The sequence below is a fragment of the Nocardioides sp. 31GB23 genome (assembly GCF_040012395.1).
Taxonomy (GTDB): Bacteria; Actinomycetota; Actinomycetes; order Propionibacteriales; family Nocardioidaceae; genus Nocardioides; species Nocardioides salarius.
On the sequence record NZ_JBDYKJ010000008.1, the window covers coordinates 1 to 24,681 of the forward strand.

Consider the following 24,681-nt stretch of genomic DNA (forward strand, 5'->3'; position numbering starts at 1 on the left):
TGGCCATGCTCAACCTCGGCGGCCACCGGCCCACCCTCCCCGGGCGCACATGACCCACGGAAGAGACAGGAGAGCCAGATATGGGCCGGGTCGGCGCTCAGGTGCGGGTGACGCGGGCGGGGAGGTGGGTGCGCGGGGCCATCCGGGCGCCGTGCCGCGGGCGGTGCAGGCCGGCCAGGCCGAGCAGGGTCGGCACCCGGCCCCGCTGCGGGCGCCACGGCTCGAGATAGTCGGCCATCTCCTCGTCGGTGAAGGGGGTGCCGGTCAGCGCCCAGCCGACGTCCTTGGCGACGTGGTAGTCGCCGAAGGAGACCGCGTCGGGGTCGCCGAAGGCGCGCTGGCGCACCTCGGCGCAGGTCCACACCCCGATGCCGGGCAGGCTGCTGATCCGCTTCTCGGCCTCCTCGCCCGGCAGGGTCGCGGTGCGCTCCAGCGACTCCGCGACCCGGGCGGCGGTGACGATCGCGCGGGAGCGGGCGTGGTCGACGTGCATCTTGAGCCACTCCCACGAGGGCACGGTGCGCAGCTGATGAGGTGTGGGCTGCACCCACAGCCGCAGGTCGGCGCCGGGGCCGGGGGCGCGCTCGCCGTAGCGGTGCACCAGCATCCGGAAGCCGGCGAAGGCCTCCTGGCCGGTCACCTTCTGCTCGATGATCGAGGGCACCAGCGACTCCATCACCAGCCCGGTGCGCCCCAGCCGTGCGTGCGGGTGGCGTCGCCGGGCCTCGACGAGCACGGGGTGGCGCGGCTCGAAGGCGCTCCAGTCGTCGTCGGCGCCGAGCAGCGCGGGCACCGCCTCCAGCATCCACTCCGCCCCGTCGCCCCACGCCCGGGCGTGCACCTCGCCGTGGGCCGGGCGCGACTCCAGCGAGAGCGTCGCCGGGCCGAGCGGGGTGCGCACGCCGCGCCAGATCCGCCCGGCGTCGTCGACGCGGTACGTCGGGTCGCCGCGGCCGCGGCGCTGCTGGCCGGCGACGGAGGCGATCTGGCAGGGCCAGTCCGGGCGCCAGGTGCGGCGCAGGGGCTCGGCGGTCACGGCCCCGACCGTACGTGATGGAACGTGTTCTAGTTTCGCGTAGTCTGCGGCCATGCCCCTGCAGATCCACGACGAGCAGCGCGTGCGCACGCTGACCCTCGACCGGCCGGACGCGCTCAACGCCTTCGACGAGCGGCTCTACGACGCCACGACCGACGCCCTGCTGGCGGCGGGCGACGACCCGGGCGTGGCGGTCGTGCTGCTGACCGGGGCCGGACGCGCCTTCAGTGCGGGCACCGACCTGCTGGAGATGCACCGGATGTCCGCCGACCCCGGCTTCCGGCGCGGCCGGCACGGCTTCCCCGGGATGCTCGACGCGCTCGTCGCCTTCCCCAAGCCGCTGGTGGTCGCGGTGAACGGCGTCGGGCTGGGCATCGGCGCGACCGTCCTGGGCTTCGCCGACCTGGCGTTCATGTCGAGCACCGCCCGGCTGAAGTGCCCCTTCACCTCGCTCGGGGTGGCGCCGGAGGCGGCGTCCTCCTACCTGTTCCCGCGGCTCGTGGGCCACCAGGCCGCCGCGTGGATGCTGCTGTCGTCGGAGTGGATCAGCGCCGACGAGGCGCTCGCCGCGGGCCTGGTGTGGCGGGTCTGCGAGCCCGACGACCTGCTCGCCGAGGCCCGCCGCCACGCAGAGCTGCTCGCGCGCCGCCCCGTCGCCTCGCTGGTGGCGGTCAAGCAGGCGATGACCGCTCCCCTGCGCGCCGGCATCGACGCGGCCCGCGAGCGTGAGAACGCCGCCTTCGCCGAGCTGATGGGCGGCCCGGCCAACCTCGAGGCGCTCGCCGCCTTCGCCGAGGGCCGCGAGCCCGACTTCACCGCGCTGCCGGGGTGAGAGCGGCGGTTGACCGGTGAGGGTTCAATGAGACGGTGCTGCTCGCCGACGTCGTGACCACCTCCCAGGCCGTCGCCGCCACCCGCTCGCGCAAGGACAAGGTGGCCGCGCTGGCCGACCTCCTGGGACGCGCCGGCCCCGCCGAGGCCGAGACCGTCGCGGCCTACCTGGGCGGCACGCTGCGGCAGCGGCGTACGGGGTTGGGGTGGCGGTCGTTGCGTGACCTGCCCGAGCCGGCGGGCTCCCCCACGCTCGAGGTGCTGGAGGTGCACCAGCGCTTCGAGGAGGTCGCCGCGTTGGCAGGGCCGGGCTCGGCCGGCGCCCGGACCCGCGCGGTCGAGGAGCTCTTCGGCCGCGCGACCACCGACGAGCAGGTCTGGCTGCGCGGCGTGGTGACCGGCGAGCTGCGCCAGGGGGCGCTCGACGCGCTGGTGCAGGAGGGGGTCGCGCGGGCCGCCGACGTGCCGCTCGCCGTCGTACGCCGCGCGGCGATGCTGTCGGGCTCGACCGTCGCCGTCGTGGTCGCCGCCCTGACCGAGGGCGAGGAGGCGCTGCACGCGATCGGCCTCGAGGTGATGCGACCGGTGCTGCCGATGCTGGCCGGCTCGGCCACCGACGTGGCGGCGGCGATGACGAAGGCGCTCGGCAAGGGGGCCGAGCCGGGAGCCGAGGTCGTGGTCGACACCAAGCTCGACGGCATCCGGGTGCAGGTGCACCGCGACGGCGACGAGGTGCGCGTGGCCACCCGCAGCCTCGAGGACATCACGGCCCGGCTGCCCGAGGTGGTCGAGGTGGCTCGGGCGCTGCCGGCCCAGCGGTTCGTGCTCGACGGCGAGGCGCTGGCCCTCGACGACGACGGCCGGCCGCGCCCCTTCCAGGAGACGTCGTCGCGCACGGCGCAGTCGGCCGGCGTGCACGTCACGCCCTACTTCTTCGACGTCCTGCACGTCGACGGGGCCGACCTCCTCGACGCGCCGGGCCACGAGCGCCTCGACGCCCTGCACGCACTGGTGCCCGAGCAGCACCGGGTCAGCGGCCTGCGCACCGGCGACCCGGAGGCGGCCCAGGCGTTCCTGGCCGGCGCGCTCGAGGCCGGCCACGAGGGCGTCGTGGTCAAGAGCCTCGACGCGCCGTACGCCGCCGGGCGCCGCGGGTCGGGGTGGGTCAAGGTCAAGCCGGTGCACACCCTCGACCTGGTCGTGCTGGCCGTCGAGTGGGGCTCGGGGCGGCGGCGCGGCAAGCTCTCCAACCTGCACCTGGGGGCCCGCGACCCCGAGGGTGGCTTCGTGATGCTGGGCAAGACCTTCAAGGGGCTCACCGACGAGGTGCTCGACTGGCAGACCGAGAGGTTCCTGGCGCTGGAGACGCACCGCGAGGGCCACGTCGTGCACGTGCGGCCCGAGCAGGTGGTCGAGATCGCGATCGACGGCCTGCAGCGCTCGACGCGCTACCCCGGCGGGGTGGCCCTGCGCTTCGCCCGGGTGGTGGGCTACCGCGACGACAAGCCCGCTGGTGAGGCCGACACCCTGGAGACCGTCCGCGCGCTCGGCTGAGGGTCAGCCGAGGAGGCCGACGAAGTCGAGGAGGAACAGCGCGGCGAAGCCCGCGAGGTAGACCAGGCCGGCGTACGAGAGGTAGCGCAGCCCGGGGCTGAGCGAGCCCTCGCCGCGGACGAGGCTGAAGTTGAGCCAGGCGAAGACCGGGGCGGTGAGGAAGGCGCTGATCATGGCGAAGGTGAGCATGGTGGCGAGCGAGGCGCTCACCGCGACGACGATGACCAGCCCGACGCCGGTGATGCCGCTGAGCCACAGGTTGAGGGAGCGGCGGCTGAACTCCGGCTCGCGGCGCAGCAGGCGCAGCGACTCCGCGCACGCGCGGGCGTAGCCGTCGATGACGGTGATGACCGTGCCGTACATGCAGGCGAACGCGATCACCGCCATCAGCGGCACCGCCCACTGGCCGATGGCCGTGCCGTACATCTGCAGCAGCTGGTCGACGTACGCCCCGCCCGCGGTGGCGACCTCCACCCCGGAGCCGTACTGCACCAGGGCCCCGAGCGAGAGGAAGAAGAGGGCGAGCACGGCCGAGGTGGCGTAGCCGACGTTGAAGTCGAAGAGGACGTCCTTGGCGCGGCTGGGGTGCAGCTTCTGCTTGGCCTGGATCCACAGCGAGTTCAAGGCGCTGATCTCGATGGGCGCCGGCATCCAGCCCATCAGGGCCACCAGGAACGGCAGCGTCGCCCACGTCCACGGGGTCGGCTCGACGAAGCCGGCCACCCGCTCCGAGCCGGCCGAGGCCGCCATGAAGGTCGCGGTGATGGTGGCCAGGGTCAGCGTCACGATGATGACCTTGGTGACGGCGTCGAGGGCGCGGTAGTGACCGGCGACCAGCAGCACCCACGCCGAGGCCATCATCGCCGTGGCCAGCGCGGGGATGCCGGGAGCCCAGCTGTCCGGGAGCATGAATCCGAGGATCACCGCGCCCAGCAGCCCGACCCCCGCGGTCGAGATCACCGAGCTGACGGTGGCCAGCACGAAGAAGACCCACAGGTAGCCGCGACCCTTGCGGGCGTACCCCTCGACGAGCGACCGGCCGCTCTCCACGGTGTACTGCGGGCCGAACCGGAAGAACGGGTACTTCAGCAGGTTGGCCACGACGATGACGAACGCCAGCTGCCACCCGAAGCGGGCCCCGGCCTGCGTCGAGGAGATCAGGTGGGAGCCGCCGATGGCCGCCGAGGCCATCAGGATCCCCGGGCCCAGCGCCGCCATCCGCGAGGCCCAGGCCCCCGGCTCCACCCGACGCGTCTCGGCCGCGGGACCCTCTGCCGTCTTTGCCATTGGCCGAAGTTAGCACCGGGCTTCTTCGGCCGGTCGAGCCGTGCGAGGTGTGCGGTGCAGGAGGCACAGGGGGCGCGGTCGGAAGTGTGGAGGCATGGATGAACCAGGTTCATCCGGGGCTCCACACTTCCGCGCAGCGGTCCCGTCGGTCGCTTCACCCGGCACAGGAACGTGCGCGCTCTACGGCTGCGCCCGTTCTGCATGCGCAGCCAGCGGCCACCAGTGGCGTTCACGCAGCTCCGCCTCGGCCTGGACCGCGTCGAGCCATGCCCCAGGTGCATCTCGGTCTGCAGGCAACCGGCAGTGCCAGACCACGAAGTGGGCGTGCGGCGTGGGCCATGGATACCCGTCGGGTGCTCCGAGCACATCGTTGCGCACATACCCAAGCAACCGAGGTGGGCGACAGTCGTCGACAACCGTCCGGCACAGCAGATCTTCCAGCGCTTCCTCCCATGCCCCGTCCCGGACCTCACGCGTGGGGATGTCGAGCCCTCGACCGTCAGGCCGAGCCTCGACCAAGATGTCGTCCCCACGGGTCACCAGGAGACGGACCAGGCATACCGGCGCGGGAGCGGCGGCCGGCTCTCCGGCCAGTACGACGTCGGCGCGACCGTGAGCGGGTAGCCACTCAGCGTCCTGGTGGCTGACGAGGACACGCTCCTGGGGCGACACCGCGCAAACGTAGCGACCCGTCCGGACAGGTCACCGTCCGGTGGCCGAGTCGTGGGGCGTTCCGAGCTGCTGGCGGCGGAAGAGCGCCACGCCGACGCCACGATCGTCGCAGGTCAGCGCGGGTGCGGCGGGTCTGTCGGTGGCTGGTGCTTGAGTGTCAGCATGCTGATCGAGACGGACCTCGCGGGTGGTCCGGTGCGGGTCGATGACCTGGACCGGGACTCGGTGCTGTGGTTCGCCGAGCAGGCCAAGGCACGCGAGGCCGCCGCGGCGTTGGCGGTGCTGCACGCGACGATCCGCTGGTGCGAGACCAACACCGTCGAGGACCCGAAGTCGGCCGCGGGGTTCGGGGAGGTCGGGGGCGACCTGGACTGCCCGGAGAAGATCGGTGGTGACGGGCGCCCGATGGTCGCTGCGTTCTCCGCCGAACCGCTCGCGGCGGCGATGGAGATCTCCACCACCGCCGCCCTGACCCTGATGGCTGATGCGCTCGAGCTGGCGCACCGGCTGCCGCGGGTGATGGCCCGCGTGGAGGCCCTCGAGGTGCCGGTATGGCGCGCCGGCAGCATCGCCCAGGCCACCAGCGGCCTCTCACCCGACGCGGCCGCCTACGTGGACGCCGAGATCACCGCCCGCGCGCACCGGGTCGGACCCGTGGTGCTGGCCCGGCTCGTGGAAATCGCCCGGGCCCGCTACGACACCGACGCCCATCAAGAGGCCGAAGAGGCCGCGCGGGAGTCGTGGGACGTGACGCTGACCCACGGCGACGGCCGCGACCAGCGGTGGTTGGGGACCTCGTGGATGGAGATCACCGGCGACACCGCCACCCTGGCCGACCTGCAGGACCTCGTCGGTCGCATTGCCCACGACCTGCTGGCCACCCACCCCGACCTGTCCTTGGCTCGGCGTCGGGTGCTGGCGTTGCAGGTCATCGTCGACCGGGCCCGCGCCCACGGCGACAGCCCCGCACCCGGGCGGCCGTACAAGGCCTACGTGCACCTGACCGCGACCCCCGAGGGCGAGATCACGCCGCTGGGGCGGGTGGAGGACCTGGGCCCCGCGACCAGCGCGATGATCCGTGACTGGCTCACCGGCGCCCGGGTCACGGTGACCCCGGCGCTCGACCCCGACCGCGGCGACCCCGTCGATGCCCACGACCCGCCGGAATGGATGCGCGAGCTGGTCGTCCAGCGCGACCAGCACTGCGTCTTCCCCGACTGCCGCCGCCCCGCCCGGCGCTGCGACCTCGACCACATCGACCCCTACGACCCACACGGACCACCCGGCCAGACCCACCCAGGCAACCTCGCCCCACTCTGCAGACGACATCACCGGGCCAAGACCACCACCGACCCCACCAAGCAGTGGCGCTACCGACGGATGGACCACGGCCACTACACCTGGACCGGACCCCAGGACCAACGACTCGTCGTCGTCCCCGGCATCGGCACCTACTCGCCTGGCTGACCGCCGCCGAGCCCGTCACACTCGTGCAACTCGGAGTTGCACGAGTCGTACACTCCTCCCATGAGCACCCGCACGCCCGAGACCGACGGCCGCCGCCGCGCCCGTGAGGCGGAGATCCTGGCCGCGACCCGCGCGCTCTTCGACGAGCGCGGGGTGCGCGACGCCCAGATCGAGGACATCGCCCGGGCGGTGGGCATCAACCGCGCGATCGTCTACCGGCACTTCACCGGCAAGGAGGAGCTCTTCGCCCTCACCCTCGTCGGCTATCTCGACGAGCTGCGGGTCGACCTCGAGCAGGCCTCGACCACCTCGAACGCCCCCAGGGACCGGTTGGCCGACATCGTGGGCGCCTTCGTCGACTACTCGCTGGCCCACCCGGCGTTCGTCGACTGCGCGCAGGCGCTGATGCGCCGCTCCGGGCCCGAGCTGCTCGACGAGATCTCCGAGAGCGCCCTCTTCCGCCTCGGACGCGCCATCTCCGGCGCGCTGTCGATCCTGTCGACCGCGCTCGAGGACGGCGTCGAGGCCGGCGACTTCACCGTCACCGACCCCACGCTGCTGGCCAACACCCTCTACGCCAGCGGCCTCGGCGCGCTGCAGCTCGCCCGGGTCGGCATCCTGGTCAAGGAGGCCGCCCCGGGCGTGCCCACGGTCGGGGAGATCTCGCCGCAGCAGGTGCGCGAGTACCTCGTCGCCTCAGCGCTCGCGCTCGCCACCCTCAGGTGAGCGTCAGGGCGCCTCGAGGATCGCGGTGACGCCCTGGCCGCCGGCGGCGCAGATGCTGATCAGGCCGCGGCCCGAGCCCTTCTGGTGCAGCAGCTTGGCCAGGTTGGCGATGATCCGCCCACCGGTGGCTGCGAAGGGGTGACCGGCGGCCAGCGACGAGCCGTTGACGTTGAGCTTGTCGCGGTCGATCGAGCCCAGCGGGGCGTCGAGGCCCAGGCGCTCCTTGCAGAACACCGGGTCCTCCCACGCCTTGAGCGTCGAGAGCACCTGCGAGGCGAACGCCTCGTGGATCTCGTAGAAGTCGAAGTCCTGCAGGCTCAGGTCGTTGCGCTCCAGCATCCGCGGCACGGCGTACGCCGGCGCCATCAGCAGGCCCTCGCCGCCGTGCACGTAGTCGACCGCGGCGGTCTCGGAGTCGACGAAGAACGCCCGCACCTCGAGCCCGTGTGCCTCGGCCCACTCCTGCGTGGCCAGCAGCACCACCGAGGCGCCGTCGGTCAGCGGCGTGGAGTTGCCGGCGGTCATCGTGGCCGCCTCGCCCTTGCCGAAGACCGGCTTGAGCTTGGCGAGCTTCTCGCTCGAGGAGTCGGCGCGCAGGTTGTTGTCGCGCTCCAGCCCGCGGAACGGGGTCACCAGGTCGTCCTGGAACCCGCTGTCGTACGCCGCCGCCAGGTGCTGGTGCGACGCGGCCGCCAGCTCGTCCTGCGCCTCGCGGGTGATCTGCCACTCCAGCGCGGTCAGCGCGGCGTGGTCGCCCATCGACAGGCCGGTGCGGGGCTCGCCGTTCTTGGGCAGGTCGAGCCCGATGTCGCCGGGGCGGATCGAGCCCAGCGCGGCCAGGCGCGCCTTGGTGTCGCGCGCGGCGTTGACCTTCATCAGCTTCTTGCGCAGCTTGTCGCTGATGGCGACCGGGGCGTCGGAGGTGGTGTCGGTGCCGCCGGCGATGCCGGCCTCGATCTGGCCCAGGGCGATCTTGTTGGCGACCTGGATGGCCGCCTGCAGGCCGGTGCCGCAGGCCTCCTGGATGTCGGTGGCGGGGGTCTCGGGCGCCAGCGCCGAACCCAGCACCGCCTCGCGGGCCAGGTTGAAGTCACGCGAGTGCTTGAGCACCGCGCCGGCCACGACCTCGCCGAGCCGCTCGCCCTCGAGGCCGTAGCGGGAGACGAGGCCGTCGATGGCGGCGGTGAGGAGGTCCTGGTTCGACACGTCCGCGTAGGCGGAGTTGGACCGGGCGAAGGGGGTGCGGTTGCCGCCGATGACGGCGACGCGACGAGGAGAGGTAGCCATGCGCACATCCTTGCGCGCGCGGCCCCGCACAGAGAAGGGTGTGAGGGGCACGTCACGAAAAGTGGACTCGGAGTTACACATCTAGTTACATGCCCGGTAGTGCCACCTGGTGCTGCCCCAGTGCCACCCCAGGCCCACCCCAGGCCCCACAGGACTTCACGGAGGACGGACCCGCATGAGCGACAAGTACCAGAGCTTCAGCCAGTCGCCGATCGGCAAGCTGCTGGTCAAGAACCTCGGCCTGCCCGCCCCGATGCCGCTCGAGCGCTACACCCCCGGCGCCCCGCTGGTCGACGGCACGGTCGTCACCGGCGGCACCGGCCGCCTGGCCGAGTCGCTGGCCGGCCTGCTCGACAGCCTGGGCATCGCGAGCACCGAGTCGCCCGACGACACCACGTCGTACAAGGGCCTGGTCTTCGACGCCACCGGCCTGACCTCGGCCGACCAGCTCGTCGCCCTGCGCGACTTCTTCACCCCCCTGATGCGCCGCCTGGCCACCTGCCCTCGCGTCGTGGTGCTCGGCACCCCGCCCGAGCAGGTCTCCGGCACCGAGCGGGTCGCCCAGCGCGCCCTCGAGGGCTTCACCCGCAGCCTGGGCAAGGAGATCGGCCGCGGTGGCACGGTGCAGCTCGTCTACGTCGCCGAGGGCGCCGAGGCCGCGACCACCAGCACGCTGGGCTTCCTGCTCTCCCCCAAGTCCGCCTACGTCTCGGGCCAGGTCGTGCGCATCGGCGCCACCGGCACCACCGAGGCGGCACCGGTCGCCGACCAGCTGCGCCCCCTCGACGGCAGGGTCGCCCTGGTCACCGGCGCCAGCCGCGGCATCGGCGAGCAGATCGCCCGCGTGCTGCACCGCGACGGCGCCACCGTCGTCGGCGTCGACGTGCCCCAGGCCGCCAGCGAGCTGCAGTCGCTGATGAAGGAGCTCGAGGGCGACTGGCTGACCCTCGACATCACCGGCAAGGACGCGCCGCAGCGCATCGCCCACCACCTGGCCGAGAAGCACGGCGGCGTCGACGTCGTGGTGCACAACGCGGGCATCACCCGCGACAAGAAGCTGGCCAACATGGGCGAGGACCGCTGGGACTCGGTCATCGCGGTCAACCTCACCGCCCCCGAGCGGATCAGCCGCGAGCTGCTCGACCAGGGCGTCGTCAACGCCGGCGGCTCGATCATCGGCGTCGCCTCCATCGCCGGCATCGCCGGCAACGTGGGCCAGACCAACTACGCCACCTCCAAGGCCGGCGTCATCGGCCTGGTCGACTCGCTCAAGGACGAGCTGAGCGACGGCATCACCGTCAACGCCGTGGCCCCCGGCTTCATCGTGACCCAGATGACCGCCGCCGTGCCGTTCGCGACCCGCGAGGTCGGCCAGCGGCTCAACGCGATGGCCCAGGGCGGCCTCCCGGTCGACGTCGCCGAGACGATCGCCTGGTACGCCTCCCCCGGCTCGACGGCCGTCAACGGCAACGTCGTGCGGGTCTGCGGCCAGATGATGCTGGGCGCCTGACGTGGCCGGCCCCACCGTCGAGCGCGCCGCCCGCACCCACGACGGCAGCACCGGCGCCGGCACCCTGCTGCGCGCCGCCCTGCCGAGCCTGCCCGTCGTCGGCAGCCTGCCCGGCGTGCGCAAGGCCCGCCCCGAGGGCTTCGAGGGACTCGCCCTCACCCGGCCCCCGGTCACCGTCGAGCGCCCCCACGTCGAGGCGTACGGCGACCTGTGCGGCTTCCCGCGCAAGGACGTCGCCCCGCTGACCTACCCGCACATGCTGGCCTTCGGCCTGCACATGGCGATGATGACCGACTCGGCCTTCCCGGCCCCGGCCATCGGCACCGTGCACGTGGCCAACACCGTGACCCGGCACCGCCACGTGGTCATCGGCGAGCAGGTCGGCGTCTCGGCGCACGTCGGCCCCTCGCGCCCGCACGCCAAGGGCACCGTCTTCGACTTCGTCACCGAGGTCCGCGACGGCGACGGCGAGCTGGTCTGGGAGAGCTCCTCGGCCTACCTGCGCCGCGGCCGTGGCGACGCCGCGGCCCCCGAGGGCACCGTCTTCCCCGACGCGCCCGCCACCGGCGCCACCTGGTCGCTGCCCGGCGACCTGGGCCGCCGCTACGCGGCCGTCTCCGGCGACCACAACCCGATCCACCTCTACCCGCTGACCGCGAAGGCGCTGGGCTTCCCGCGCCAGATCGCGCACGGCATGTGGAGCCTGGCGCGCTGCGTGGCCGCCCTGGAGAACCGGCTGCCCGAGGCGGTCACCGTCGAGGTCGCCTTCAAGAAGCCGATCCTGCTGCCCGGGCGGGTGGCGTTCGGCTCCCGCCCCACCGACGACGGCTACGCGTTCTCGCTCAGCGACCCCCGCTCCGGCGCCCCGCACCTGGCGGGCGTCTCGCGGCCGGCCGCCGGGGGCTGATCAGCGGGGCCGGCCGAAGACCGTGCTCTCGGTGGTCGAGCGCGCCGCGGTCGGTCGCAGCGCCTGGCGCTCCGAGAAGGTCGCCGTCGCGGGGTCCCAGACCCCGACGTCGGTGACCAGGTTGCCGTCCCAGTCGCCGGTCACCGGCAGGTCGCCCGGCTCCCCGAACTGCACCTCGGCGGTCCAGACGAGCCCCTCGGCGTCGACGCGGCGCAGCGTGAAGGTCGCGGTCGACTGGTCGAAGACGCCGACGTCGCTGCGACCGTCACCGTCCCAGTCGCCGGTGACCGGCAGGTCGGAGGCGTCGCCGAGGCGCACGCTGCTCACCGACCCGTCGGCGGCGCGCAGGTGGAAGGTGGCCTCGCCCGGGCGGCGTACGCCGACCTCCCAGCGGCCGTCGCCGTCCCAGTCGCCGGCCACCGGCTGGTCCCCGCTCGCCCCGAACCCGACGCGGGTGCGGCCGCTGCCGACCTTGAGCGCGAAGGTGGCGCTGCCGGGGCTGAAGACGCCGATGTTGGCGACGCCGTTGCCGTCCCAGTCGCCCAGCACGGGCTCGTCGGTGGCGGTGCCGAAGCGGCGCACCTTGGGGGTGCGGCCGGGGCGCAGCACCTGGAACTGCGAGCGGGCCTCGCGGCGGTAGACGACGAGCTCGGCGGGTGCCTTGCCGATCATGTTGGCCGCCAGCGGCACGTCGACGCAGTTCGCGGAGCGCTGGGTCGAGCCGTAGACGAACGCGGCGCCGCCGAACCAGGCGCTCTGCACCGATCCCGAGAGCCGCTGCTCGTAGTGCACGTGCGCGCCGGTGGAGTTGCCGGTCGAGCCGACCGTGCCGAGCTGGGCGGCCTGGTCGACCCGCTGGCCCACCGCGACCGCCACCGTGTCGAGGTGGGCGTAGAGCGTCGACTCGCCCGCCCCGTGGTCGACGACCACGTGGTGGCCGTAGCCGGTGCCGCTGGTCGCGTTGGCCGTGGTCACGGTGCCCGGCGCCGAGGCCACCACCGGGTCGCCGGCGTCGTCGGGCCGGTTCCAGTCGATCGACTTCGCGCTCGGGCTGTGGTTGCCGCGGGTGGTGCCGGTCCACTCCTGCCCGCAGGGGAAGGGCATCTCGTGGTCGGCGCTGGGGGCGGCGTGCGCGGGCAGCGCGAGCGCGACGACGACGGCGCCGAGACCGGGTGCGAGCAGGGTCGACAGCAGGGGCAGGCGCATGATCGGGGTCCCTCGGGGGCGGGGGGCGGTCCGGTCACACGCTCCACAGGAGCGATCAACCGCCACATTGGTCACAAAAGTAACCAGGTGTCGGCGTGTCTGTCACGAATGACAGTGTTGTAATGCTAGTTGCGGGGCCGGATCAGGCCCTCCTGCGCGACCGTGGCGACCAGTGAGCCGTCCTGGGTGAAGACCCGGCCGATGGCCAGCCCCCGTCCGCCGTGCGCCGCGGGCGAGACCTGGTCGTAGAGCCACCACTCGTCGGCGCGGAAGGGCTGGTGGAACCAGATCGTGTGGTCGAGCGAGGCCATCTGGATCTGCTCGGGCCCGATCGGGTGCGCTGCCAGGGTGGCCCCCAGCAGGCTGATGTCGCTGGCGTAGGTGAAGGCCGCCAGGTGGGCGGTCGGGTCGTCGCCCAGGTCGCCCTCGACCCGCAGCCACAGCCGCGAGCGCGAGGGGTGCGCGGGGTCCTCGGGCAGGCCGCGCCCCGAGCTGCCGACCCAGCGCGCGCCCAGCGCGGCCCACTCCTTGGCCAGCGCGTCGGCCTCGGGCGTGCCGCCGCGGCGCATCATCTCCACCATGTCGATCGCGTCCTCGGGCGCCACGACCTCGGGCATCGTGTCCTGGTGCTCCAGCCCGTCCTCGGGCACCTGGAAGTTGGCGGTGAGGTAGTAGATCGGCCGGCCATGCTGGCGCGCCGCGACCCGACGGGTCAGGAAGGAGCGCCCGTCCCGGATCCGCTCGACGTCGTAGACGATCGGCACCTGCGGGTCGCCGGGCAGCAGGAAGTAGGAGTGCATCGAGTGCACGGTGTACGCCGGGTCGACGGTGCGGATGCCGGCGCACAGCGCCTGCGCCGCGACCTGGCCGCCGAAGACCCGGGTGCGCGTGGTGCGCACCGGCCGGCCGCGGTAGAGGTCGGCGTCGATGGTCTCGAGATCGAAGAGCCCCATCAGCTCCTCGAGGGCCGACTGCTCGCTCACCGATCGCCCCCCTGGCGCATCCGGCGGATCAGCGCCTCCTGGCTCACCGAGGCCACCAGCAGGCCGTCGCGGTCGAAGATCCGGGCGTTGACCAGCCCACGACCCCCGGTGGCGACCGGCGAGTGCTGGTCGAAGAGCCACCAGTCGTCGGCGCGGAAGGGCCGGTGGAACCAGATCGAGTGGTCGAGCGAGGCCACCATCACGTCGCGGGTGCCGATCGAGATGCCCTGCGGCGAGAGCGCCGCGCCCATGATCGTGGCGTCGGAGGCGTAGGTGAAGGCCGCGGCGTGCAGCAGCGGGTCGTCGGGCAGCGGCTCGTTGACCCGCAGCCACGTCTGCTGGCGCCCGGGCCGGTCCTCGTCGGGGGCCAGCAGGTCGTGGGAGGACCCGATGTAGCGGAAGTCGAGCACGTCCCACTCGGTGAACGACCCGTCGGCGCCGCGGATCTGGGCGTTGATGTCGAGCGACTCCTCCGGCCCGGGCACCTGGGGCATCCGGTCCTGGTGCTCGTAGCCCTCCTCGGGTCGCTGCAGGTCGACGGTCATCACGTAGATCGGCCGGCCGTGCTGGCGCGCCAGCACCCGCCTGGTGGCGAAGGAGCGCCCGTCGCGCAGCCGCTCGACGTCGTACACGATCGGGGCGGTGGTGTCGCCCGGCTGCAGGAAGTAGGAGTGCAGGGAGTGCACGGCGTAGGAGTCGTCGACCGTGCGGTCGGCGGCCACCAGCGCCTGGGCGGCCACCTGGCCGCCGAAGACGCGCGGCAGCACCGACTCCTGCTGGGCGCCGCGGAAGAGGTTGTCGTCGATGGTCTCGAGGTCGAGCAGCGCGAGCAGCTCGGCGGTGGTGCGGGGCATCTCAGGCGGGATCCTCGTCGTCGGGGCGCGGGTCTCGGTCCTCGAGCTGCGCCAGGAACTGCTCGAACTCCTGGCCCAGCTGCTCGCCGGTCGGCAGCGGCTGGTCGCGGGCGAGCAGGTTGTCGCCGGACTCCTCGGCGCGCTCGAAGGCGTCGTACTGCCGCTCGAGGGCGGCGACCACGTCGCCGACCTCCTCGTTGGCCTCGAGGTAGCTGGTGATCTCGGCCTCGCGGTCCTCGGCCTCGGCGCGCAGCCCCGAGAGGTCGACGGTCAGGCGCCCGGCGAGCTCGACCTGCTCGAGCAGCACCGCGGCGGCCTGGGGGTACTCGAGCTGGGCCAGGTAGTGCGGCACGTGGGCGACGAAGCCCTGCGCGGCGTGGCCCCACTCCCCCAGGCGCACCTCGAGCAGCGCCTGCGCGCTGCTGGGCACCCGCAGCTCGCCACGCCACGGGCTCGCGCCCAGCAGCAGCTCGGGGCTGTTGGCGTGGTGGGTCACCGCGGTGGGGCGCGTGTGCGGCACCGCCATCGGCACCGACCCCATGCTGATCACGCGGGTCACGCCGAAGCGCTCGACGACCTCGCGCACCGCTCGGCAGAAGCCCTCCCAGCGGTTGTCGGGCTCGGCGCCGTTGAGCAGCAGGTACGGCGTGCCGCCGCTGTCGCGCAGCAGCCGCACCACCAGGCGCGGGGCGTCGTAGGAGTCGTAGCGGTCGACGACGAACGAGATCGGTGGGCGGCGGGCCCGGTAGTCGTGGAGCCGGTCGACGTCGAAGGTCGCCACCACCCGGCCGGTGCCGTCGTCGGTGCCGGCGACGTCGACGAGGTGCTGGGCGGCGCGGGCGGCGACGTTGCCGGCGTCGAGGAAGCCGTCGAGCACCACGACCATCGTCAGCGCGGACTCCTCGGAGGCGTCGATCTCGGCCACCTCGTCGACGATGTGCACCAGGCGGGTGTCGCTCACGGGTCTCCTCGGGTCGGTGGGGCGGGCGCGGGGCGAACCGGACCCGTGGCCACGATATTCCCTGCCCACCCCGGGTGGACGGGGCGTCCGGCCAGGGTTGGTTACCCAGGGGTAACCTAGCGTCGGCAACCAGCCACACCCGTCACATCACAGCGACACCCAGGAGAACCGGTGCCCCGACAGCTACGAGAGGTCGTCTTCGTCGACGGCGTGCGCACCCCCTTCGGCAAGGCCAAGGGACAGTACGCCGAGACGCGGGCCGACGACCTCGTCATCAAGTGCATCCGCGAGCTGATGCGCCGCAACCCCTCGCTGCCTCCCGAGCGCGTCGACGAGGTCGCGGTCGCGGCCACGACCCAGATCGGCGACCAGGGCCTGACCATCGGCCGCACCGCCGCGCTGCTCTCGGGCCTGCCGCAGAGCGTGCCGGGCTTCGCCATCGACCGCATGTGCGCCGGCGCCATGACCGCGGTGACCACCACCGCCTCCGGCATCGCCTTCGGCTCCTACGACGTGGCCATCGCCGGCGGCGTCGAGCACATGGGCCGCCACCCGATGGGCGAGGGCGTCGACCCCAACCCGCGGATCATGTCCGAGCGCGTGGTCGACCCCGACGCGCTGGTGATGGGCAAGACCGCCGAGAACCTGCACGACCGCTACCCCTCGATCACCAAGGAGCGCGTCGACGCCTACGCCGTGCGCTCGCAGCAGAAGACCGCGGCGGCGTACGACGCCGGCACGATCCAGCAGGACCTCGTGCCGGTGGCGACCCGCTCGGCCGACGAGGGCTGGGGCCTGGCGCTGAGCGACGAGCCGATGCGACCGGGCACCACCCTGGAGTCCCTGGGCTCGCTCAAGACGCCCTTCCGTGCCCACGGCAAGGTGACCGCCGGCAACGCCGCGGGCATCAACGACGGCGCCACCGCGGCGCTGCTCGCCGACGAGGAGACCGCCCGCGAGCTGGGGCTGCCGGTGCGGATGCGCCTGGTCGCCTACTCCTTCATGGGCGTCGAGCCCGAGGTGATGGGCGCCGGACCGATCCCGGCGACCGAGAAGGCGCTCAAGCAGGCCGGCCTGACGATCGACGACATCGAGGCCTTCGAGGTCAACGAGGCCTTCGCCGTGCAGGTGCTGGCCTTCCTCGAGCACTTCGGCATCGCCGACGACGACACCCGCGTCAACCCCTACGGCGGCGCCATCGCCATGGGCCACCCGCTGGCCTCTTCGGGCGTGCGGCTGATGACCCAGCTGGCGCGCCAGTTCGAGGAGCGCCCCGAGGTCCGCTACGGCCTGACCACCATGTGCATCGGCATCGGCATGGGCGGCACCGTGATCTGGGAGAACCCGCACCACACCGGAGAGGCAGCCTGATGAGCGACCTGACCACCCTGCTCGCCCGCGCCGAGGAGATCAGCTCCGACGCCGAGCGCGTCACCCAGGCGCACCTGCGCAAGGTCACCCTGCCCCGCGGGGCGGGCGTGATGGGCCTGATCACGCTCGACAACGGCGAGGACCACACCAAGCCCAACACCTTCGGTCCCCGCGGCCTGATCGCGCTCAACACCGCCATCGACGCGGCGCTGGCCGACGACGAGGTCACCGCCATCGGCGTGACCGGCAAGCCGTTCATCCTGGCCGCCGGGGCCGACCTGACCAGCATCGCCTCCAGCGGCGCCGCCGGCGTCCGGGTCGTGGCCGAGCTGGGCCACGCCGTCTTCCGCAAGCTGCAGGACGGCGGCAAGACCTCCTTCGGCCTGGTCAACGGCCTCGCCCTGGGCGGCGGCCTCGAGGTCGCGCTGCACTGCGACTACCGCACCGTGATGGACTCCGCGCCCGCCCTCGGCCTGCCCGAGGTCATGCTCGGCCTGGTGCCCGGCTGGGGCGGCGCCTACCTGGTGCCCAACCTGGTCGGTGCCGACGCCGCGGTGACGCTGGTGCTGGAGAACCCGCTCAACAACGGCAAGACGCTCACCGGGCAGCAGGGCTTCGAGCTCGGCCTGGCCGACGCGGTCTTCTCCGGCGCCGACTTCCTCGAGCAGTCGCTGCTCTGGGCGGCCGACGTGCTCAACGGCGAGGTGCTCGTCGAGCGCGCCCAGGTCGACCGCGGCGAGGCGTGGGACGCCGCCGTCTCGCGCGCCGCGACGGTGGTGCGTGCCCGCACCGGCGGTGCCAGCCCCGCCGCCGAGCGCGCGGTCGAGCTGGTCGCCACCGCCCGCAGCGCCAGCCGCGACGAGGGCTTCGCCGCCGAGGACCAGGCGCTCGAGGACCTCTCGCAGACGCCCGAGCTGCTGGCCAGCCTCTACGCCTTCGACCTGGTGCAGAAGCGGGCCAAGCGCCCCGTCGGCGCCCCCGACCGGTCGCTGGCCCGCCCGGTCACCAAGGTCGGCATCGTCGGCGCCGGCCTGATGGCCAGCCAGATGGCGATGCTCTTCGTGCGCCGCCTCGAGGTCCCGGTCGTGCTGACCGACCTCGACCAGGAGCGAGTCGACAAGGGCGTGGCCTACGTGCACGCCGAGATCGACAAGCTGCTGGCCAAGGGCCGCATCGGCCAGGACAAGGCCAACCGCCACAAGGCGCTGGTCACCGGTGCCGTCGACAAGGCCGAGGTCTTCGGCGACGCCGACTTCGTGATCGAGGCCGTCTTCGAGGAGATGTCGGTCAAGAAGTCGGTCTTCGCCGACGTCGAGAAGGTCGTCTCGCCCACCTGCGTGCTGGCCACCAACACCTCGTCGCTGTCGATCTCCGAGATGGCCGCCGACCTCGAGCACCCCGAGCGGGTCGTCGGCTTCCACTTCTTCAACCCCGTCGCGGTGATGCCGCTGCTCGAGATCGTGCAGGGCACCGCCACCGACGACGCCTCCCTGGCCACGGCCTTCGCCACCGGCAAGGCGCTGAAGAAGACCACGATCCTGGTGCAGGACAGCCCGTCCTTCATCGTCAACCGGCTCCTGGGCCGCTTCATGAGCGAGGTCAGCAGGGTCGTCGACCAGGGCACCCCGATCCAGACGGTCGACGGCTCCTTCGCCGGCGTCGCGCCGATGCCGCCGTTCACGCTGATCGCCCTGGTCGGCCCGGCCATCGCGCTGCACAACACCGAGACGCTGGCGGCGGCCTTCCCCGACCGCTTCTACGTCTCGCCGGCGCTGGAGCGGGTCGTCGAGGCGCGCAAGGGCGCCTACTTCGCACCCGACGGCACCCTGGACCCCGAGGTCGAGGCGCTGCTGGAGACCCCGGCCGACCCGGTCGTGCTGACCCAGGAGCAGGTGCGCACGCAGGTGCTCACCGGGCTGGCCGAGGAGGTGCGGCTGATGCTCGACGAGGGCGTCGTCGCCGGGCCCGAGGACCTCGACCTGGCGATGATCACCGGCGCCGGGTTCTCGTTCTGGAACGGCGGGCTCACGATGCTCCTCGAGCGCGAGGGCCTCGGCTCCTTCCACTAGTCGTAGGTCGCCACCATCAGGCGCGCGGCACGCGCAGCGAGCCGGTCCTCGTCCAGGCCCACCAGCCGTTCGAGGGCCGGCTCGTCGCCTTCCGCCTCCAGCAGCTGCCAGAGCACCTGTGACCCGAAGCTGTCGGCCAGGTGCTCCGCGGCCCACCACGACAGCCCGTAGTGCGCGGTGGAGCCGTCTGCGTTGAAGGTCGCGCCGTCGGGCATCCGCACCCGTCCGGCCGCCAGGTCGGCCCGCGCCGCCTGCAGCGCGACCTCCGGCAGCGCCCGGTCCTCGGGCGCCAGCGGACGTACCGAGACCCACTCGGCGATCCCCTCGGCCAGCCACACGGGCGCGTCGTCGTCGCGCGCCCCCACCGCGACGTGGGTGACCTCGTGGCGCAGCAGCCGGTCGCGGGTGCGTCCCTGCGCGGAGGTGCGCTCCGCGCCCGCCGAGGCGAGCACGCGGGGGTTGAGCACCACCCTGGTCGAGGCCAGCGGCGAGTCGGGGTCGCGCGGGTCGGCGGCCACCGGCACCGCGGCCGCGTCGAGGGCCGCGGCGTCGCCGCCCGGCAGGTCGGCGACCGAGGCCAGCGCGGCGGTGGTCGACAGCGCGTAGAGCACCACCTGCTCGCTCCACTCGAAGGGCACCACCGCGCCCACCTCGGCCACGGCGCGCTGGGCGGCGTCGAGCAGTCCAGGGGCCGCGGCGACGCTGGCGTCGTCGAAGACCCCCAGCACGCCCGCGACCTCGCGCACCTGCACCGGGCCCCGGTCCCAGGGCTGCGGCACCACCTGGTTGCGCTCCTCCCAGGCCGCGTCGGTCACCGAGGCGAGGCGCAGCCGGTCCCGGGCGCCGCGGCCCGGCTCGAACAGGTAGCGGTCGCGGGCCACGACCGGCACGTCGTCGTAGCCGCGCAGCTGCAGGCGCACCTCGACGACCACCCAGTAGGAGTCGTCGACGCGCAGCACGTCGGCGGGGTCGAAGCCGTAGTCGACCCGCTCCAGCGGCAGCTGCAGCAGGTTGTCGAAGTACTGCGCCTGCTCGGCGCGGAACTCGGCGGGCCCGGGCGCCAGGGCGCGCTCGAAGCGAGCCCGGTCCTGGCGGCGTACGCCGGAGGCGCGCAGGTCGAGCGTGCGCTGCACGGCCGAGACCACCTCACGCGGCGCGGGCTGCGCCGACGTCGTCGGCACGGCGCCGGGCTCGTCGTCGCCGGTCAGCAGCGTGCACGACGCGAGGACCAGCGACAGCACGAGCGCCGTCAGCAGGCCCAGCAGTCCCCTCCCCAGGGGTTCGAGCGCGTCTCCCTCCCTGGTGCGCTCAGCCGGGCCGCTCAACCGGCTGCTCGTGCTCCAGCGGGGACCCGGTCGACATCGCCTCGACGATGCCGCGGGCCAGCGACTGCGGGCTGAGCCCGATGCGCTCGAGGATGACCGCGCGCTTGGCGTGGTCGAGGAACTCCTGCGGCACCCCGTGCAGACGCACCGGCGTGGTCACGCCGGCGGCGTTGAGAGCCTGCAGCAGGCTGGCGCCGCAGCCGCCCTGCACGCCGTTGTCCTCGATGCTGACGACCAGCCGGTGCTCGCGCGCCAGCTCGATCAGCGCCGGGTCGACCGGCTTGACCCAGCGCGGGTCGACGACGGTCACGCCGATGCCCTGGGCGACGAGCCGGTCGGCGACCTCGACGGCGGTGGTGGCCATCGAGCCGACCGCCACTACCAGCACGTCGCGGGCACCGGAGCGCACCAGCACGTCGCAGCCGCCGGCGCGGTCGACGGGCTCGATGTCGGCCGGCGGCGGCCCCTTCGGGAAGCGCACGACGGTCGGGGCGTCATCGACCGCGACGGCCTCGTCGAGCAGCTCGCGCAGGCGGGTGGCGTCGCGCGGGGCGGCCAGGCGCAGGCGCGGGACCACCTGCAGCACCGACATGTCCCACATGCCGTTGTGGCTCGCGCCGTCGTCACCGGTGACCCCGGAGCGGTCGAGCACGAAGGTGACGCCGCAGCGGTGCAGCGCGACGTCCATCAGCACCTGGTCGAAGGCCCGGTTGAGGAAGGTGGCGTAGACCGCGACGACCGGGTGCAGCCCGCCCATCGCCAGGCCGGCCGCCGACGTCGCGGCGTGCTGCTCGGCGATGCCGACGTCGAAGGTGCGGTCGGGGAAGTGCGCCTGGAACTTGTCGAGGCCCACCGGGTGCATCATCGCGGCGGTGATCGCCACGACGTCCTTGCGGCGGTGGCCGATCTCGACCATGTCGTCGGCGAAGTGGTCGGTCCAGATCCGGCCGCGGGCCTTCTCCTCGCCCGACTCGATGTCGAAGGGCTGCGGGGAGTGGAACTGGTCGGCCTCGTGGCGCTCCGCGGCGTCGTACCCGAAGCCCTTGCGGGTCAGGGCGTGCACGATCACCGGGGCGCCGTACTTCTTGGCCTGGCTCAGCGCCGTCTCCATCGCCGCGCGGTCGTGGCCGTCGACGGGGCCGATGTACTTGAGCCCGAGGTCCTCGAAGAGGCCCTGCGGGGCGAGCGCGTCCTTGAGCCCCTTCTTCATGGCGTGCAGGGCGTCGTAGGCGGCCGTGCCGACGCCGGGCACCGCGTTGAGGCGGCGCTTGACCATGTCGAGCAGCGTCTCGTAGCGCGGGTCGGTGCGCAGCGAGGTCAGCGCGGTGGCCAGGCCGCCGACGGTCGGGGTGTAGGAGCGCCCGTTGTCGTTGACGACGATCACCAGGCGGCTGCTCTGGGCGACCGCGATGTTGTTGAGCGCCTCCCAGGCCATGCCGCCGGTCAGCGCGCCGTCACCGATCACGCCGACGACGTGGCGGTCCTCGCCGCGGATCGCGTAGGCCTTGGCCAGGCCGTCGGCGTAGCTCAGCGCGGTGGAGGCGTGGGAGTTCTCGACGATGTCGTGCTCGGACTCGGACTGGCTGGGGTAGCCGGAGAGCCCGCCCTCCTGGCGCAGGGTGTCGAAGTCGCCGGCCCGCCCGGTGAGCATCTTGTGCACGTAGCCCTGGTGGCCGGTGTCGAGCACGACCCGGTCGCGCGGGGAGTCGAAGACCCGGTGGATCGCCATGGTCAGCTCGACCACCCCGAGGTTGGGGCCCAGGTGGCCGCCGACCTTGGAGGTCGAGCGGACCAGCAGGTCACGGATCTCGCTGGCCAGCGTCTCGAGCTCGGCGTCGTCGAGGCTGCGGAGGTCACGCGGTCCCGAGATGGACTCGAGGATCGACATGGGGCTCCTTGCTGTCGCGGCGGGGGTGGGGTGGCAAGTCTAGGGGGCGTCCCTCATCGGCGCAGAACCGCGACGGCGGGCTCCAGGAGGCTGCCGATCCACACGTCCCCGTCGCGCTCGCGGACCCCCGTGGCCATGTGGAAGCCCTCGGCCGGCAGGTCGTGGTCGTGCACCAGGCGGCCCGTGTCGTCGTAGGCCTGGACCCGGCAGGTGCGGGCGGGCTTGGGCTGCAGCCGCTGCGGGATCCGCGTCACCTGGCGGCGCAGCCACGGCGGACCCTGCTGCAGCCGCTCGACGACCGGGTCGCGGGGGCTGGCGACGGCGACCCAGATCAGCCCGTCGCTACCGCGGGCGATGTTGTCGGGGTAGCCGGGCAGGTCGGCGACCAGCAGGTCGCGGCTCCCGGCCCGCTCGCCGGTGATCCAGTGGCGCACCAGGGTGCGCGCCCCGGTCTCGGCGACGACCACGAAGGACTCGTCGGCGGCCAGCGCGACGCCGTTGGCGAAGGCCAGCCCGTCGAGCACGACGCTGACCTCGCCGTTGGTGTCGAGCCGCAGCAGCCGGCCGGTGCGGGTGTCCTGGACGAAGTCGTCCTTCCACTGCTCGATGGAGAAGCGCGTGGAGGAGTCGCTGAACCACACGGTGCCGTCGGAGGCGATCGCGGCGTTGTTGCAGAAGACCATCTCGCGCCCGCCGACCTCGTGGACCACCTGCTCGACGTCGCCGCTGGCCAGGTCGACGCGCAACAGCCCCCGGTGGGCGTCGCAGACGAGCAGCCGCCCGTCGGGGTGCAGCTCGAGACCCAGCGGCCGGCCGCTGGTGTGGGCTACCCGGTCGATGCGGCGCCCGTCGTGGGAGAGCCGGAAGATCGCGCCGTCCTCGGTGCCGGAGAGCACCGACCCCTCGTGCGGGCCGTCGGGCAGCACCAGCACGTCCTCGGCACCGTGGCCGGGCAGCGGGTGGATCTCGAGTCTCGTGGGGGTCGCGGAGGTGGTCACTGGCACAGCCTGTCGTAGAGGGGCGAGGTCAGGAAGACGGGCAGCAGCAGCCGGCCCGAGACGGTCAGGTCCTTCTCCAGGACCGCACGTGGGGCGACGAAGACCATCTGGCGACCCTCACCGCAGACGATGTCGGCGTCACCCAGGTCGGTGGCGCCGGCGAAGAGGTGCACGGTGTCGTCACCGCCGCAGGCGGGGCTGTGGAACGTCCACTCCCCCGCCGCCTGCAGGCCGGAGCCCAGCTCGACACCGGTCTCCTCGGCGAGCTCGCGGTAGGCCGCCTGCTCGGGGGTCTCCCCCGGCTCGATCGAGCCGCCCGGTAGGCCCCACTTCTCGGGATCGATGACCGGGTGCTCGTCGCGCTCCTGCATCAGCAGCCAGCCCCGGCGGTCGACCAGGGCCACGCTCGAGAACCGGTGCACGCGCCCCACCCTAGGGGCGGGCGCTCACAGCCGCGCGATGAAGCGCCGACCTCGCAGGGCCTCCTCGACCAGCCCGACCGCGCGGCGTACGCCGGCGAGCCGGGCGTCCTCGATCAGCCAGGTCTGCACCGCGGCCTCGATCACGTCGGGGGTGGCGACGTCGCGCAGCTCCGACCGCGCCTCGCTCAGCCCGCGCCGCGCCGCGGCCTGGCCGGCCTCGACGTGCAGCACCGCGAAGCGGGCCAGCACCACGACGTGCTTGCGCAGCCCCGGGTAGCCGCGGAAGTCGGGCGGGCACAGGTCGAGCAACCAGCTGGCCGCCGTGGCCTCCCAGTCGGGCGCGTCCGGCGGACGCACCTCGACCGGCCAGCCCGGCGGGGCGACGTGGGTGGGCATGCCCCCACCCTACTCGAACGCACGTTCGAGAGCCAGTGGACCGTGCGGCGAGGCCCCGCCGTTGGTCGAGCAGCGAGGACCGAAGGCTCGAGCGACGCCGAGACCCCGTGAGCCCATGGCGTACGGCGGGCGCGCCACTCCCCAGGTCTCGGCGACGCTCCTCGCTGGCGCTCGTCACTGCTCGACCAACGACCACCGCCGTTGGTCGAGCAGCGAGGGCCGAAGGCTCGAGCGACGCCGAGACCCAGCGAGCACACGGCGTACGGCGAGCACGTCACTCACCAGGTCTCGGCGACGCTCCTCGCTAGCGCTCGTCACTGCTCGACCAACGACACTCGTTGGTCGAGCAGCGAGGGCCGAAGGCTCGAGCGACGCCGAGACCCCGTGAGCCCATGGCGTACGGCGGGCGCGCCACTCGCCAGGTCTCGGCGACGCTCCTCGCTGGCGCTCGTCACTGCTCGACCAACGGAGGCGATGTTCCTCGCTGGCTCTCGTCACTGCTCGACCAGCGGGGTGGATCAGGCGGAGGTGAGGAAGCTGAAGCGGACCTTGCGGTCGGGGTTGTCGACGTTGAGGTCGACCAGGCAGATGCTCTGCCAGGTGCCGAGCGCGAGCTGTCCGTCGAGCACCGGCACCGTGGCGTACGGCGGCACCAGGGCCGGCATCACGTGGGAGCGGCCGTGGCCGGGGGTGCCGTGCTGGTGCTGCCAGCGGTCGTCGGCGGGCAGCAGGTCGCCGAGCGCGGCGATCAGGTCGTCGTCGCTGCCGGCGCCGGTCTCGAGGATGGCGATGCCGGCGGTGGCGTGCGGCACGAAGACGTGCAGCAGCCCGTCACCTCGTCCGGCGCACCACTGCTCGGCCTCGCGCGTCAGGTCGACGACCACGTCGCGGCCGCCGGTGTGGATGCTGCGGGTCTCGGAGTCCATCTCTG

Annotated in this window: 21 protein-coding genes; 8 read left to right on the plus strand and 13 right to left on the minus strand. The window is 73.2% G+C overall.

Annotated elements, in window-relative coordinates:
* Positions 1-97: 97 nt before the first annotated feature.
* A complete protein-coding gene (locus tag ABKW28_RS03705) occupies positions 98-1,036 on the minus strand; it encodes a DNA-3-methyladenine glycosylase 2 family protein (RefSeq protein WP_348606465.1) in 939 nt (312 codons plus the stop codon).
* Positions 1,037-1,088: 52 nt separating this feature from the next.
* Between ABKW28_RS03705 and ABKW28_RS03710 the strand changes: the two genes are divergently transcribed.
* Positions 1,089-1,868 carry an enoyl-CoA hydratase-related protein gene (locus ABKW28_RS03710; RefSeq protein WP_348606467.1) on the plus strand — a complete coding sequence of 260 codons (780 nt, stop codon included), beginning with the start codon at positions 1,089-1,091 and terminating at the stop codon, positions 1,866-1,868.
* 35 nt (positions 1,869-1,903) lie between these two features.
* Positions 1,904-3,421 carry an ATP-dependent DNA ligase gene (locus ABKW28_RS03715; protein ID WP_348606469.1) on the plus strand — a complete coding sequence of 506 codons (1,518 nt, stop codon included), beginning with the start codon at positions 1,904-1,906 and terminating at the stop codon, positions 3,419-3,421.
* A gap of 3 nt (positions 3,422-3,424) precedes the next feature.
* On the opposite strand, the gene ABKW28_RS03720 is transcribed toward ABKW28_RS03715, so the two are convergent.
* On the minus strand, positions 3,425-4,708 hold the full coding sequence (locus ABKW28_RS03720; protein ID WP_348606471.1) for a hypothetical protein: 1,284 nt from the start codon (positions 4,706-4,708) through the stop codon (positions 3,425-3,427).
* 834 nt (positions 4,709-5,542) lie between these two features.
* Between ABKW28_RS03720 and ABKW28_RS03725 the strand changes: the two genes are divergently transcribed.
* Both ABKW28_RS03725 and ABKW28_RS03730 read left to right on the plus strand, forming a co-directional pair.
* Complete coding sequence (locus tag ABKW28_RS03725) at positions 5,543-6,847, plus strand: hypothetical protein (RefSeq protein WP_348606473.1); 1,305 nt, start codon at positions 5,543-5,545, stop codon at positions 6,845-6,847.
* Positions 6,848-6,907: 60 nt separating this feature from the next.
* Positions 6,908-7,573: a TetR/AcrR family transcriptional regulator gene (locus tag ABKW28_RS03730; RefSeq protein WP_348606474.1), complete on the plus strand. Its 666-nt coding sequence runs from the start codon at positions 6,908-6,910 to the stop codon at positions 7,571-7,573.
* Positions 7,574-7,576: 3 nt separating this feature from the next.
* Here the strand turns inward: ABKW28_RS03730 and ABKW28_RS03735 are convergent, their stop codons facing one another.
* Entirely contained in the window at positions 7,577-8,860 is a 1,284-nt protein-coding gene (locus ABKW28_RS03735) for an acetyl-CoA C-acetyltransferase (RefSeq protein ID WP_193670947.1), read from the minus strand.
* Between the two features lie 175 nt (positions 8,861-9,035).
* On the opposite strand from ABKW28_RS03735, the gene ABKW28_RS03740 reads away from it, so the two are divergent.
* Together ABKW28_RS03740 and ABKW28_RS03745 are read left to right on the plus strand one after the other, a co-directional pair.
* On the plus strand, positions 9,036-10,370 hold the full coding sequence (locus ABKW28_RS03740) for a 3-oxoacyl-ACP reductase (protein ID WP_348606476.1): 1,335 nt from the start codon (positions 9,036-9,038) through the stop codon (positions 10,368-10,370).
* Position 10,371: 1 nt separating this feature from the next.
* The gene (locus ABKW28_RS03745; RefSeq protein WP_348606478.1) at positions 10,372-11,277 is read left to right on the plus strand and encodes a MaoC/PaaZ C-terminal domain-containing protein; all 906 of its coding nucleotides are present in this window, start codon (positions 10,372-10,374) and stop codon (positions 11,275-11,277) included.
* On the opposite strand, the gene ABKW28_RS03750 is transcribed toward ABKW28_RS03745, so the two are convergent.
* From ABKW28_RS03750 to ABKW28_RS03765, 4 genes are all read right to left on the minus strand, one after another.
* Positions 11,278-12,483, minus strand: coding sequence for a peptidoglycan DD-metalloendopeptidase family protein (locus ABKW28_RS03750; protein ID WP_348606480.1), 1,206 nt, complete (start codon positions 12,481-12,483; stop codon positions 11,278-11,280).
* Between the two features lie 125 nt (positions 12,484-12,608).
* Positions 12,609-13,466, minus strand: coding sequence for an acyl-CoA thioesterase II (locus tag ABKW28_RS03755; protein WP_348606482.1), 858 nt, complete (start codon positions 13,464-13,466; stop codon positions 12,609-12,611).
* Positions 13,463-14,320, minus strand: a complete 858-nt coding sequence (locus tag ABKW28_RS03760) for an acyl-CoA thioesterase II (RefSeq protein ID WP_193670941.1) — start codon at positions 14,318-14,320, stop codon at positions 13,463-13,465. Before ABKW28_RS03760 ends, ABKW28_RS03755 begins: the two co-directional genes overlap by 4 nt.
* A gap of 1 nt (position 14,321) precedes the next feature.
* Positions 14,322-15,281 carry a PAC2 family protein gene (locus ABKW28_RS03765; protein ID WP_193670940.1) on the minus strand — a complete coding sequence of 320 codons (960 nt, stop codon included), beginning with the start codon at positions 15,279-15,281 and terminating at the stop codon, positions 14,322-14,324.
* A gap of 171 nt (positions 15,282-15,452) precedes the next feature.
* On the opposite strand from ABKW28_RS03765, the gene ABKW28_RS03770 reads away from it, so the two are divergent.
* Both ABKW28_RS03770 and ABKW28_RS03775 read left to right on the plus strand, forming a co-directional pair.
* A complete protein-coding gene (locus tag ABKW28_RS03770; protein WP_348606484.1) occupies positions 15,453-16,652 on the plus strand; it encodes a thiolase family protein in 1,200 nt (399 codons plus the stop codon).
* Positions 16,652-18,721, plus strand: coding sequence for a 3-hydroxyacyl-CoA dehydrogenase NAD-binding domain-containing protein (locus ABKW28_RS03775; protein WP_348606486.1), 2,070 nt, complete (start codon positions 16,652-16,654; stop codon positions 18,719-18,721). Before ABKW28_RS03770 ends, ABKW28_RS03775 begins: the two co-directional genes overlap by 1 nt.
* Here the strand turns inward: ABKW28_RS03775 and ABKW28_RS03780 are convergent.
* From ABKW28_RS03780 to ABKW28_RS03805, 6 genes are all read right to left on the minus strand, one after another.
* Positions 18,718-20,046 (minus strand): hypothetical protein, encoded by a 1,329-nt coding sequence (locus ABKW28_RS03780; protein ID WP_348606488.1) that lies wholly within the window; start codon positions 20,044-20,046, stop codon positions 18,718-18,720. The two genes, ABKW28_RS03775 and ABKW28_RS03780, sit on opposite strands and share 4 nt — an antisense overlap.
* Positions 20,030-21,934 carry a 1-deoxy-D-xylulose-5-phosphate synthase gene (gene dxs / locus ABKW28_RS03785; protein ID WP_348606490.1) on the minus strand — a complete coding sequence of 635 codons (1,905 nt, stop codon included), beginning with the start codon at positions 21,932-21,934 and terminating at the stop codon, positions 20,030-20,032. The genes ABKW28_RS03780 and dxs overlap by 17 nt, the downstream gene beginning before the upstream one ends.
* A gap of 53 nt (positions 21,935-21,987) precedes the next feature.
* Entirely contained in the window at positions 21,988-22,932 is a 945-nt protein-coding gene (locus ABKW28_RS03790) for an SMP-30/gluconolactonase/LRE family protein (protein WP_348606492.1), read from the minus strand.
* Positions 22,929-23,354: an NUDIX domain-containing protein gene (locus tag ABKW28_RS03795; RefSeq protein WP_193670931.1), complete on the minus strand. Its 426-nt coding sequence runs from the start codon at positions 23,352-23,354 to the stop codon at positions 22,929-22,931. The genes ABKW28_RS03790 and ABKW28_RS03795 overlap by 4 nt, the downstream gene beginning before the upstream one ends.
* Before the next feature lie 24 nt (positions 23,355-23,378).
* Positions 23,379-23,750, minus strand: coding sequence for a hypothetical protein (locus ABKW28_RS03800; RefSeq protein WP_193670929.1), 372 nt, complete (start codon positions 23,748-23,750; stop codon positions 23,379-23,381).
* A 518-nt stretch (positions 23,751-24,268) separates the two neighbouring features.
* Entirely contained in the window at positions 24,269-24,676 is a 408-nt protein-coding gene (locus tag ABKW28_RS03805; protein WP_341231364.1) for a YjbQ family protein, read from the minus strand.
* Positions 24,677-24,681: the final 5 nt, after the last annotated feature.